The organism is Pseudoselenomonas ruminantium, from assembly GCF_900104055.1.
Classification (GTDB): Bacteria; Bacillota; Negativicutes; order Selenomonadales; family Selenomonadaceae; genus Selenomonas_A; species Selenomonas_A ruminantium_C.
Window position 1 is genome coordinate 18,176 of sequence record NZ_FNJQ01000031.1, and the last position, 13,506, is coordinate 31,681.

9 protein-coding genes are annotated in these 13,506 nt (G+C 45.8%); 1 reads left to right on the forward strand and 8 read right to left on the reverse strand.

The window, feature by feature from the left end; genetic code table 11:
- Window positions 1–62 precede the first annotated feature (62 nt).
- Window positions 63–1,373 (reverse strand): histidine-type phosphatase, encoded by a 1,311-nt coding sequence (locus BLQ59_RS12255; RefSeq protein WP_074573158.1) that lies wholly within the window; start codon window positions 1,371–1,373, stop codon window positions 63–65.
- Between the two features lie 201 nt (window positions 1,374–1,574).
- Here BLQ59_RS12255 and BLQ59_RS12260 point away from each other — a divergent pair, with 201 nt between their 5' ends.
- Window positions 1,575–2,297, forward strand: a complete 723-nt coding sequence (locus tag BLQ59_RS12260; RefSeq protein WP_074573159.1) for a Bax inhibitor-1/YccA family membrane protein — start codon at window positions 1,575–1,577, stop codon at window positions 2,295–2,297.
- A gap of 55 nt (window positions 2,298–2,352) precedes the next feature.
- Here the strand turns inward: BLQ59_RS12260 and BLQ59_RS16475 are convergent, their stop codons facing one another.
- The 7 genes from BLQ59_RS16475 to BLQ59_RS12295 form a co-directional block, all read right to left on the reverse strand.
- On the reverse strand, window positions 2,353–3,030 hold the full coding sequence (locus BLQ59_RS16475; RefSeq protein WP_074573160.1) for a hypothetical protein: 678 nt from the start codon (window positions 3,028–3,030) through the stop codon (window positions 2,353–2,355).
- A 154-nt stretch (window positions 3,031–3,184) separates the two neighbouring features.
- Window positions 3,185–3,637 carry a DUF805 domain-containing protein gene (locus BLQ59_RS12270; RefSeq protein WP_074573161.1) on the reverse strand — a complete coding sequence of 151 codons (453 nt, stop codon included), beginning with the start codon at window positions 3,635–3,637 and terminating at the stop codon, window positions 3,185–3,187.
- 22 nt (window positions 3,638–3,659) lie between these two features.
- Window positions 3,660–4,478, reverse strand: coding sequence for a DUF4352 domain-containing protein (locus tag BLQ59_RS12275; protein ID WP_074573162.1), 819 nt, complete (start codon window positions 4,476–4,478; stop codon window positions 3,660–3,662).
- A gap of 21 nt (window positions 4,479–4,499) precedes the next feature.
- On the reverse strand, window positions 4,500–7,553 hold the full coding sequence (locus BLQ59_RS12280) for a type III restriction-modification system endonuclease (RefSeq protein WP_074573163.1): 3,054 nt from the start codon (window positions 7,551–7,553) through the stop codon (window positions 4,500–4,502).
- Between the two features lie 11 nt (window positions 7,554–7,564).
- Window positions 7,565–9,436 (reverse strand): site-specific DNA-methyltransferase, encoded by a 1,872-nt coding sequence (locus BLQ59_RS12285; protein ID WP_074573164.1) that lies wholly within the window; start codon window positions 9,434–9,436, stop codon window positions 7,565–7,567.
- The gene (locus BLQ59_RS12290; RefSeq protein ID WP_074573165.1) at window positions 9,433–10,161 is read right to left on the reverse strand and encodes a DUF4391 domain-containing protein; all 729 of its coding nucleotides are present in this window, start codon (window positions 10,159–10,161) and stop codon (window positions 9,433–9,435) included. Before BLQ59_RS12290 ends, BLQ59_RS12285 begins: the two co-directional genes overlap by 4 nt.
- A gap of 7 nt (window positions 10,162–10,168) precedes the next feature.
- On the reverse strand, window positions 10,169–13,456 hold the full coding sequence (locus tag BLQ59_RS12295; RefSeq protein ID WP_074573166.1) for a helicase-related protein: 3,288 nt from the start codon (window positions 13,454–13,456) through the stop codon (window positions 10,169–10,171).
- Window positions 13,457–13,506 lie beyond the last annotated feature (50 nt).

Here is a 13,506-nt window from a genome sequence, read left to right on the forward strand (position 1 = left end):
TAGCACAAAAAGGGCAAAAAAGCAAATCACACCAGCTTCTTAGATATGCTTTCCATCAACGCTTAAGCAGCCTTTTTCTCTGCCTTGTCCTGCGGCAGTTTATCATAGGCTTGAATGGCCTGTTCGAAGCGTTTCTGTACATCCTTCAGCTTATATACGCCATCTGCGTTGGCTTTGATTCCCTTGAGCTTCAGTGGGAAGATTTCCGGCGGGGTGTCCAGTGTCAGAGCCGTCCGGTCGCGCAATTGCTCGGGGTTCTGGTATACCAGGCTCATAGCAGCATACTCTTTGCCATCTTTCCCGGCAAATTTTTCAATGACCAGCTTGGAACCAATCGGCGTCTTTTTCTCGATGCTGTTGGGCAGGCTATACTCTTCCACGTCCAAAGCTGCCAAAACGCTGGCGATATTGGAATCATGGCCGCAGAGGAAGGTGAACTTGCGTCCCGGCTGGGCCAGTTCATTATTCATCTCCGTGAGCAGCGGATGCGCCACATTGACGGCCACGCTCGGGGCGGTGAACAACACATCGCCATAGACATCCTTCACGCTGGCAATCTGCTCCCATTCCTGCTGCGTGAGCTTATGGCCAAAGCCGGCCTTTGTGGTATCCGGCTCTTCATAATATTGCAGGATGAAGGCATCACTGGCAGAGTTAGCCAGCTTCAGGGAACCTTTCATCGCTGGTTCTTTGTTGACCTCCAGCAGAATCTGCAGGTCGTCATTTTTGAATCTGTTGAAGCCCTCCTTCTTCGCCATGGGCGAATCTTTCAGATCCAAAGTCTTTTCCAAGGTGCGGTACTCGCTGTCCAGCTTGTCATTGATGCCCTGCAACCCCTTTTTCCCGCCCATGGCGCTGATCTCTTGCATAGCCTGGCTGCGGAAGGCATCGCTGACGAAGGTCAGCTGCGGATTGAACACTGGGTCCATCTTGCTGGGTGCGTACTTGTGCTCAATCTTTACATTGGCCACGGGCAGCATGCCGCTGGAAAAATACTGTGCCGTTGCAATCGTGCGCTGCATGGAGTTGGCATAGAAACGCATCTCGCCATCCTTGGGCAAATAATTTTCCGTCATCAGACCATCCTTGACAAGCCGCTGGCGGAAATACTGCCCCATCATGGTTTCCAGCTGACCGCCACGCAGGGATAGTTCGCTGGGGCCCGAAGTCCACTTGAACCACGCATGCGGCGTCAGATTCCCCAAAGCTGAGCCATTGCCCGAGAGCGGAGAGCGGATATTGTGGCGGCTGAGCACCACCATTTCCTCTAACTGATACTTGTCCTGAAAATCTGCCGGCCGTTCCGCCTGCACCACACTGGACAGCGTCAGCATGGATAAACAGATTGATGCTGCCATTTTCTTTAAGTTCATAGTCAATCCCCCTAATTGAATTTGTTTCATCGACAATTCAAATTATAGCGCCTACAATAATAAGAAACAATCCTTAATTCCGCAAAAATATCCTTGATTTTGAAGCTGCCCCGTACGAGTCTCTTTTTATGCTGTTATCTTGGTCAATTATATGGTAGAATAGTATTGTAGTTATAAATTTTATGACAGGAGATGTTATTTATGGAAAATCCTATGCTCAGCAAGGTTGAAGACCTGAGCCGCGGCCAGTATATAAGCGAAGCGGCCAGCTATTCCGGCATTGCCTTCAAGGAAATCCTGATGGTCGTCCTGGTTGCTGCTTCGGCATTGGTCACGATTTTCAGCGGCTATGCCACGATGGTTACGACAGCAGTTGCCTGCGTTGGCTGCCTGATCATGACCTTTATCGTAAGCTTCAAACCCTCGACAGCTGGTTTTATCTCACCGCTGTTTGCGATCTTTGAAGGCGCCTCTATTGCGATGCTCTCGCTGATTGCGGAATCCTTCCTGCCCGGTGTGGTCATCCAGGCCGTGCTGCTGACCTTCACGATTGCCATCGCTGCCGCCATGGTATTCAGTCAGGGCTGGATTACGGTGGATGGCAAATTCATCAAAGGCGTAACCATTGCCTTGGGCGGCCTGCTGCTCGCCTATCTGCTGCGCTTCGTGCTGGGTTACTTCTTCAGCATTGACTTCAGCTTCATGAACGGTGGCCTGATTGGCATCGGCATCGATCTCTTGATCATCGGTATTGCCACTGCCTGCCTGTTCATTGACTACCAGCAGATTCAGGAAGCTGTCCAGCAGGGACTGCCCAAAGAATTTGAATGGTACTGTGCTTTTTCCCTTTTGATTACGCTTGTTTGGCTCTATGTACGCTGCATCGACCTTTTGCTGACCATCAGCAATATGGGCGACGACTGATAAACTCATAAGGGAAAAAATGCCCCCTCCATTTTATGGCAGGGGGCATTTTTTCTCAGCGTCCTTTCCATGAATTCAAATAGGTCTTTTTCTTCTCGTATTCACATAATTCAAACAGTAAATTGTCATTTAATACACGAATATATGTACCCTTCATTCCCATCGATTTACTTTCCAGCAATCCTGCTGCTTCCAATTTTCTCAGTGCATTCACAATAACAGATCTTGTCAGTCCGTACTTATCAGCTACTTTCGATGCAACGATCTCACCTTCCGTACCTGCGAATTCATGGAACAATGCCGCTGAAGCATCTTTCTCACTTTGTGACAATGCACTTAACGCACTTTTCACTTTGTAACGTTCCTCTAATTCATCAACCTTAACTTCATTTTCATAATTCTGCTGATGAACCTCTTGTGCCCTTTCCAGTTCACAATCTTCATAAGACACATTTAGTGCCCCCAACCACCATCCTATATATTTTTTTGCAATCTCTTTTTCCACGCCATAATCATTATTGACAGCATCTACATAACTCCTGAACAAGTCCCTGTTTACCTGTCCAACCAACAAAGCATTATCAATGACTCCCGACTGTATCACCATAAACAATACATTTTTAGCCTGTTTATCATCCAAAAACACTCTTTCCAAGGCATTCTGAAGCAAATTTTCATCGTAAAATATTTTCGGCATCATATCCAGTATAGATTTAAGCTTCTCAATTCCCATCTTACTATCCTCCCGTTTACACCCTTCTAAAAAATACTATCCATTGTTTACAATTCTATAATCATAAACGAAATCCTCTTAATGATAAAAAAACAATAAAAAACTGTTGCACAGATAAGACAATTCTTATCACATGCAACAGTTTTATCATGATTTAATCCGTTCCCAATGGATCTGGGCCATACTGATTAGGTCCATCCGTCCCTTTGGCAAATAACATGTATAACCCCAATACTAAATTTACTATAGGAACCAATGTACCTACAAACCACCAGCCTGGCCGGTCAAGATCATGAAGCCGCCGAATCACTACCATTATATTTGGAATCACTAAGACAAGATAAAGTAATCCTATCAGTAAGTCATCCAATAGATTCACCTTGTCTATTATCTCCAAAATTACATATCCTGCAACCAACGTCAACAATCGCATTATATAGCGTTGACGATTCAAACGATTATCGTAGCGAAAGAACATTTCTTTTATTCCCTCATCAGGAATATACATTTCCCTATTATCATTATCTGCTAATGATGCTCCACAGCTTGGACAAAAATTAACATTCTCCTCTATTGGCGAACCACAATTAGAACAAAACTTTTTCATTTTTATCCCCCTAGCTCTGCTATTATTCCAGCCATCCCTTAAAATCTTCCATATAATTTATAGGAACTACCACAGGTTCCCCCATCATGCCACCTCTTCCTTGCAGTTTAAAGCTTTTAATATCAGCATTAGCTGGTACATCGAAAAAATACGTGAATACAGAATCATTTCCCGGATTGATTTCTGTCAATATTTCCTGCGAATGATGTGACATCATCCAACTAACACTAGCCTTGGAAGATGTACTATATTCTCTGCCTTTTTCATCAATCAAACGAAACATAGCTTCATTAACAGTAATGGCATCATTCTGCTCGTTATGTATCATTACAGCTACCCCTATGAATTTTCCCTGAGGTGCTGCCTTATGATACTTACTTCCAATGGGCTCATTAAACTCTTTTGCATAGACTGGCGCAATTAAGACATTTGACGATACCCCATAAACCACCTCATGTCCATCCTTCATTTTTTCCTTGTAAAGATTTTTTCCAACAGAATTATCCTTATCTTTCGCCTTTTCCTTAGTATCCTTTACTGTTTCATTCGATTCTGTTTGCGTAATTTCTGTAGAGGCCTTTTCATTTTTGGTAAAGTAAAATGCTGTCATAAACGAAACCATTATTACCACCAGAAAGATAAATCCTACCACAATCGCAATGATTTTCCCAACGGAAAATCCATCTGACGATTTTTTCCCCTTGGCAGGAGCCTTCTTGCCTGCCGATTTACTTTGAGTCCCCTGTTTTGCCTCATGAGTCGCAGATTCCGTGCTGGTCCCACAAGAACTGCAAAATTTAGATCCGTCTTGAATTTTCGCACCGCAGTTTGAACAAAACATGGATATCCCTCCCCCTTACCATCAAATACTATGCATAAACTCGGTAAAATTATCCACCGGCATAAACTCAGCCTTATCCCCCAATGCAGCAAAATGTTCTCTACCGCATTGAATCTTTTCGCTTTCCGTCTTTCTGAGGGCATCAGTATCTATGTTGCCCTTGGTTTCCAAAACGAAGTACAATTTCTTTTCTCCATTCTGGTCAATCATCACAGCCCAGTCAGGATTATAGGAGCCCAACGGCGTACTGATTTTGAACCAGTCCGGCAGTTTGGCGTAGAGGTATACATCTTCGTTATCCTCAAAGGACTGGGCAAACTGCCGTTCATTCTCGCTGTCGTAGACCACATAGTTATAAGGGCTTTTAGTACTTTCCAGCATATTGCTTTCAAGATATCCCTTGAGTTCTTCCGACTCAAAGAGTTCCTGACAGTAGTATTCGCTGTCCCCGAGCCGTTGATATTTAATGCCGTCCACAATCAGCGACTTCATTACAGAGCGTAGGATTTTTGCTGTGTTTTCCATGAACACCTGCGGATTCTTTTGGAAATCCTTCAGCCGGTTGCCGTAATCATCAAAGGGAATCCAGGTGCCCTTCTCATCCTGTCTGGTGCCGGTTAAGAGTTCCACAATGGTACGGCGGGTCAGATTGGTTTCGTTTTGCAGATAGGCGACAATATCCGGCAGGAAATTACTGGAACCGTATGTACTTACAGCCCGGTCTGCCACCACCTTGGTTTCGACACCGCCTGTGCCGATGGTTAAATCCGCCTTGGTCTGAATGATTTTCGGCGAAGGAATCTTCATCTCCAAAGCCATTTGCTTACGGCAGCGCCGCAAGAGTTCCTCCGTGGAAAAATCAACCCGATAGGTAGTCTTCCACTTGATACTGTCCCATAGTTCCTTGAATTCCGGGGACAGGAACACTTCTTTATTGAGGACAGCCTCACGCCGTTCGCGCTTTTTGTGAATCGGCACGGTTCTGCAGGCCTGCATGCATATTTCCTGTATCTGTGCCTTGTAGGGAGCCAGTTCTTCTGCTACCACGAATTTATTCTGCTGGATATCGGCTTTCAGCGATTCCTGAATATTGCCCTCATCATCCACATAGCCATATTCCTTCAGGGATTCCATAACCATTTCGGCCTTCTCTGTGCCCAGATAAGCAGTTTCTTCCCCTGCCGTACCTGTTGCCACATCCTCTGCCGGTACGGGCACGAGGATATTGGCAAAGTTGGCAGTTTCCAGCACACGGAAACGGATGCCGTCTTCCTCGTATTCCTTCTGCAGGGAGCTGGCAAATTCGTCATAGCTTTCATTGGCCATAACCGTAAGGATATTCAGATTGGCATCGTACTGCCGTTCGCCCGTCTGATTGACACACAAGCGTAGGCCACGGCCGATTTCCTGCCGCTTCTTGATGGTGCTCTTAGTTTCATTCAGTGTACAAATCTGGAACACATTCGGATTGTCCCAGCCTTCTCGCAAAGCCGAGTGGGAGAAGATAAATCGAATCTTGCAGTCAAAGGAAAGCAGCCGTTCCTTATCCTTCATGATGAGGTTATAGGTGCTGTCATCTGCCGCCGTAGAACCGCTGGTATCCTTCCAATGACCCGGCTCATTCTTCTTGCCTTTATCGGCAGAGAAATAGCCATCATGAACGAGTTCAGCTTCATCATCTTCATTATGGAGCCTGTGCCACAAATCGTGATATTTCGGACGGCGAATCATATCCTGATAGATTTCCTCAAACCACTTGGCATACTTGCCCTTCACGGCATTGCCCTCGGCATCGTATTCGCGGTAATTGGCCACACGGTCAATGAAAAACAGCGAAAGTACCTTTATTCCTTTGGGATTCAGTTCCAGTTCCTTGTTCAGATGTTCCTCAATCGTTGCCCGCATCTGTTGGCGTTTCATTTCATCATCATGGACCGTACCAATGGCCTTGCCCAAATGCAGGATATCGCTGCAGCTGGTGAAGTCCATATACTCACTGCCTTCTGCGCAGTAAATATCCTTGACGATATAGCCCTCGTACACATCACGGCCACCGGATTTTTCGTAGAGGTCATCCCCCTGCTTCACGGTAACGGCTTTCCGCTGGACAACACCCCTTTTGTTCTGCACGTCCATTTCCACCCGTGCCGTAATGGGGGATTTCTTGTTGTTGACGGATTTCAAGAGCAGATAGGCTTCGTTATGGTCATCCTGGGCGGCAAAGCTCTCCACTTCGATGCCCTTGACCAGCTTCTTGGCAAAGCTGTCCACGGCGTTCAGGCGATAAAGCTTGTTCTCCACGCGGATAGGCGTTGCCGAATAGCGAATCGTACACAGCGGATTCAAGGATTCCACCGCCTCCACCTGTGCATCGGTGCTGATGGTGGACTGCGGCTCATCAATCACGACAATGGGCTTGGTTTCGCGCACCAAATCAATCGGCTTGGACTCGCCGAATTTCTTGTCGTTATAACGATTAATCAGGTTCAGGTCATTCTGGAAGGAATTGATGGTCATGACCATAATCTGAATATCATTACTCGTGGCAAAGTCACGGATTTTCTCAATATGTTTGCCGTCATAGACAAAGGCATCGTAATTCACATTGCTGTAAAGCCCACGGAAATGATCACGGGTTATCTCGATGGTCTTCTGCACGCCTTCCTTGATGGCTACGCTCGGCACAACGATGATGAACTTGGTAAAGCCATAAGCCTTATTGAGTTCCAACAACGTGCGCAGGTAAACGTAGGTCTTGCCGGTGCCGGTTTCCATCTCAATATCGAGATTCAGCTTGTGATTCGGCAAAGAGTTGGACTGGGGCAGGCCATGCCGCAGCTGCACCGCACGAATGTTGTTCAGCAAATCTTCTTCGTCCAACATCAGCCGATTGCCAATGCCCTGTCCCAAAGTCATCTGCCGGCTTTCATCGCCAAAACCTAACGCCATCTGCTCATTCGCAATCGCAGCCACGGTGAACAAGGCTTGTTTCGGCGTTTGTCCCTGAAAAACATCACGGACAGCGGCAATGGCCTCCTGCTGGTAATCGAGGGTGGAGTCAAATTTCAGTTTCATTATCCATCACCTCACACGCACACAAAGCTGTCTTCATCAAGGCCTGCCGCTTTCAGCGTTTCCTTGACATTGGTCTTGTCCATATCCGAGGCAAAGCCCGTATCACGGAACACCACCTGCCAAAGTTCCGACTCATATTCCTCATGCAGTTTCACGACCGCTTCCGCCACAGCAGTCGTGATATTCCGTCCCAGACAAATCATCAGGGCACCGCCACCGATAATATAGACCGTCTCGCCTGCTGCCTGTTCTTCCTCAATTTGACAAGTCAAAACCAGCCCCATCTTGAGCATGATTTCATAGAGTACATCCTGCTCGGTGCGGTCAGGCAGGAAATTGTCCGTAGACTGTTGCAACGTCATCACCAAATCATCCGGCTGCGGATTCCACTTCTGCAGATTGGAGCTGTCCAGCTTAAAGACCTTAAAGCCAATATCCAAATCCGCCGCCTTATCTCTAGCTTCTGCTTTGATTTTCTCCCCGGCACGACGAATACGCTCTTTGCCAATTTCGCAGATGTTTTTGTAGCCTGCTTTTGCAGCTTCACTATCTTCAGACGTTGATTCAGGAAGCTGCACCATAATAAATTTCCTATGACAACCATCTTCATTATTTAACTGCATAACTGCATGAGCAGTCGTAGAAGACCCCGAAAAGAAATCCATAATTATATCATCACTTTTTAAATCAACCAATCGCATTAACTCTACAATCAGCAATTTATTTTTAGGATTATCAAAAGGAATATCTATTTCTTTTCCTATTTGCGATACTTCAATATCTGTCCAATTACTCGTCCTAAGTATGGTATCCGAAGGTGCTATCCAATGTTGCACGCCTCCATTTTTACCAGTTCCATTTGGAATTCTTCTTATAAAATCACTAATGCCCGTCTTCGCATAATATTCCTCAAGTGTCATTTTGCTAGAATATTTATCCTCGTATACCTTATAATTTTCTACAGCTTTATCAGCTTTTTCTTTAGCATTTCTCCATTGACCAGTAGTAGGAGTAAATCCCAAAATATCATAGCGCATAGTCGGTCTATCTGCATTACTCCAAAACACATCCCACCTCCCCTTATTCGACGCATTCTCTTTTTTAGACCTAATTGCTTTCATTAAAAAACTATTTTTCGCATAAACAAAAATATATTCAGCACCCACATTAAGACTATTTAACCCATTGTCCGCAAATTGAGAATTAAGGCTTTTGGTTCTTCTCCTAGTTAAAAGCATATTTCTAAAAGAAATTTCTCCAAAAATCTCATTACATATTTTTCTCAAATCATCCAATTCATTATCATCTATACTAATACATATAGCCCCATCATCTGCCAACAAATTTCTAGCAAGTCTCAGTCTTGGATACATCATATTCAGCCAATCCGTATGGAATCGTCCATTGGCCTCGGTATTAGTATCAATCTTATTACCTTCGCCATCAACCTGTCCCGTGATTTCCTTGTAGTTCTGGATATTATCGTGGAAGTTGTCTTTATACACGAAATCTCCACCTGTATTATAAGGCGGGTCGATATAAATCATCTTAACCTTGCCATAGTAGGATTTCTGCAAGAGTTTCAATACTTCCAGATTATCCCCTTCGATATAGAGGTTTTCCGTAGTATCCCAGTCCTTGCTTTCTTCCTTGCAGGGGCGCAGCGTTCCCATGGAGGGCGTCTGGGACAGGCGCAGTGCTCTGCCCTTGCCATTCCACTTGAAGCTGTACCGTTCCTGTTCGTCATCCACAAACTCGCCCAACAGCTGCCGCAGAACATCGAAGTCAATTTTCCCTTCCTCGAATGCTTCGGGGAAAAGCTGCTGCATGGCCTTCAAGTTTTCTTCGGTAATATTCATGGATTCGCCTGTTAAATTTTTCATTGTTCCCTACTCCCTTGTGTGGTTATCTTCTTCATTTCTCGTTTCATTTTTTGCAGACGGGTATTGAGTTCCATCTTGCGATTGAATTGGCTCTCTGCTTTCATCTGCTTGCGCAGTTTGTTCATTTCCTGCTCTATGGCCATAATGCGTTGCAGTTTTTCTCTGGCTTCATCACCGGACATCGCTTCTGTATCCACCGACATTGCCGCCAGATGACTTTTGCTGATGGCATCAAACCAGCTTTCATACAACTGGCAGAAATTTGCCCCCGGCATTTTCCGCAGGGACATTTCCGGCCAAAAGTCATCATCTTCACTTCGCCAATCCGTATCTTCCGTAGCCACCAGCGTCATCCGTTCACTATCCGCCTGACTTTGGCGCAGCTTGCCCATATACAGCCGACGCTTATCTCCCAAGATAAAGAAAAGCAACATCGGATACGGAATGGCATGGATGATGACCTCCGCCAAGCGTTTCAACTGTTTCTCCGCTCGCAGATTTACTTCCAGCACTTCAATTTCCGGATAGTCTTTTTCCTCGTCACGATAAGGCTGTATAAAGGAATTTTCCGTTTTCAGGGCATAACGCCAGTAAATTTTCTCTACATGGTCAAAGAGCTTCTTATCAGCTGAACTCAACTCACCATTATCATAGAACTGCTTCTTGGGCACCACGCGGTCAATCCGTGCTGCTGTCGGCAGCTCCATTATTTCATAAATGCTCATAGCCACCTCATTTCAGCACCAGAAAGGCCACGAGCTCAAAGTCAGCCATACCATCATCAAAATTCTGTGGTGTGGCTGTACCGCCTTTGCTAAAGAGGCTGGCTACGCCCACTTCCTGTTTTTTGCCAATCAAATCTTCTATTGTTTGTTGGAGCAGGTCCGAATACCTGTCCATGTACCGTCCATGTTTGGTTTCCTTATTGAATACCTCTGCCAAATCCTTGGCCACAGTATTCTGTCCCGAACAGAATTTTTTCAAATAGTCGAGAACCTGTTTGCCCTGCAGGAAATTGGCCTGCACCTGCCCATCATCGGTAATATAGGCAAGATAGTAAGGGAACAAGGGATTCTGCTCCTTGGTCTGCCGTGCACCTTTTATCTGCCGCAAAACAAAGATTACCCCGGGATCTACAATATCGCGCAAATTATCCGAAATACGGGCAATCGCATATAAACCGCTGGGAGCATTGGCCAGTTCTTCCTCATGCTCCTTCATATACTCCATCAGATCAATTTTAAAGTCATTAAACGTCAAATCGGTAATTGAAATACCGCCGGAAATATCTTCCAAATCCACCACTTCATTCTGCAATTTCTGCAGCTGCTTCTTGCGGTATTCTAAATCATTCATTTCCTTGGTCTTTTGGTCGTCAATGATGTTTTCCTCACCGGTTGCCGACACATCCAACAGCACCATACGCCCTTTGACACGCTCCGCGAGGTCAATATACGAGTCGAGGTCGGCAGTCGGCCAAAAGTTCAAAAGCTGGATTACTTCATTTTGCGAACCGATACGGTCAATACGACCAAAGCGCTGAATAATGCGCACAGGATTCCAGTGTATATCATAGTTAATCAGATAATCGCAATCCTGCAGATTCTGACCTTCGGATATACAATCCGTGGCAATGAGAATATCGATTTCCTCCTCCATATCGGGGAAGATGCTTTTTCCGGATTTCGATATGGGCGAAAACAAGGTCAGCACCGTATTCAGGTCAGACACTTTGACACTGCGCTTCATCTTGGCCGGAATGGGTATGGTGGATTTATTGTTGCCTGTACCACCTGTTACCAAAGCCGTATATATGCCCAGAGGTGCCATTTGCGGGGCGATATTCTCATACAGGTATTCCGCCGTATCCGCAAAGGCCGTGAAGATAATCAGCTTGCCATTGCCGGCATTGATGGGATTCTGGATTTTGTCAGCAATCCTGTTTTTAAGGGTTTGCAGTTTGTTATCCCGTACCGGCGTGATGACCTTGGCACTTTTGAGGATTTCCTTCAACTCCAGCAAGTCAAGTTCCAAATCCTGCCGCCATTTGATTAAATCCATATCCTGCAGCAGGACCTTGACTTTATTGCCAAAGACCAAATCGCCCATATCCAAACCGTCTTCGTCAAAGTCCAGTTCCTCGATATTCAAATCCGCATGATACTCGCCCTCATGCTTTTCAATGATGGACAAGGTATGCTCTATCCGCTGGGAAATCTTCTCCACCGTCAGCACAAAAGAATGGATGGAGCTTTCCATGCGCTTCAGGAGATTGACCCGCATCAGATGAATCAACTGATTTTCACGATCAGCCTGACGGAACACACTGCGACCATTAGCCACGCTCATGTCGTAGCGGCTCTCATAGGCATGCCGCTTATCTGGACGCACATATCTTAGCGGCGCATAAAGTCCCAATGTCAGACGGTTGATCATCTTGTTCACTTCACCAATCGGCGGGAACTCGCCTAAGGTATCGATTTCCGGACATTCATTGATGGGCTTTAAGCGGGTGGGGAAACGGCCGATTTCTGCCACATTGTAATATTTTTCGATATGCTTGCGCGAACGGGCGATGGTCAATGTATCGAGCAGCTTGAAATATTCCAAGTCCATCATTTCCACAAAGACCTTGGTCGTACGCTCCCGTTCCGGCAATTCCGACCAACGGTTGAAGACCATCTGTGCCTTGCGCAGAGTGGTTTCAATATTGGGAATACCTGTGGACTTCAAGGCGTCATTTTTGCCCTCCGTGATGAAGGCAATCTGATTTTTGATATCGTTCATGCGATTGTTGACCGGCGTTGCCGAAAGCATCAGCACTTTGGTCTTGACACCGGCCTTGATGATGTCATCCATCAATCGCTCATAACGAGTTTTGCGGTCTTTATGGGGAACATTGTTACGGAAATTATGACTCTCGTCGATAACAATAAGGTCATAGTTTTCCCAGTTGAGCGTAGACAGATTGATGGCCCCGGAGAAACCTTTATAACGGCTTAAATCCGTATGATTCAACACATCATAGTTGAATCGGTCAGCTGCAAAGATATTCCGCTTATCATTCTGCGTATATATCGTCCAGTTCTCCCGCAGCTTCTTAGGTGCCAGCACCAGCACGCGGTCATTGCGCAGCTCATAATACTTGATGATGGCCAGTGCCGTAAAGGTTTTGCCCAGGCCGACACTATCTGCAATGATACAGCCGCCGTATTTCTCAATCTTGTCAATGGCCCCCATCACACCATCACGCTGGAACTTATAGAGCTTGTTCCAAATCAGTGATTCCTTGATACCCGTCTTGGTCTTGATGATGGTTTCTTCCGTCAGTTCACCCAGATAAGCCTCAAAGATATGATAGAGGGTAATGAAATAGATGGCCTCCGGCGTGTTCTCCTTGTAGAGAACTTCCATTTCTGACAGCACCTTCTCCGTCACATCTTCCACCATAGCGGGGTTGTTCCAGATACCATCAAAGATCTGCAAGACTGCCTGTCCCATGGGCCTGCTGTAAATGCAGGTATTCATATCGTTACGTGCGGAGGGCGTAATCCCCAGCCCATCACTGGAGAAATCCACCGTCCCCTGAATGGCAATATCCTGCTCCGGGTCAACATTCTCCACATAGGCCAGACGCATCTGGGCTGGATTGTTTTCCCGATAAGACTTGATGCTGACTTTCTTTCTAAGCCACTGCGCACAGTCCTTGGCGATGGCGGATTGGGTCAGCTTGTTACGGAGTTTCAACTCAAATTCATTGCCCGACAGTCGATTGCCAAACTCCCGATGCGCAATATAGAACTCTCGCTGAAAATCACTTTTCTGCTTGATATACGACGGTGTCGTGAAGATAAATCTTAATTCATCTACCTGCGACAATTCCTTTTTCAATGCCTCATAAGCATAAATCGTGAAATACGCTGAAATCACAGACAACTTTGCCTGTGGTTTTATGGCTTGCCGAAGTTCATCAATTACCCGCCCTTGCTGTTTGTTATCCAGTATCTTCGGCTGCTGCATCCCAAAATCCCTCCTGTATCCCATTATATGGTGGCAAAAATACCATGGTT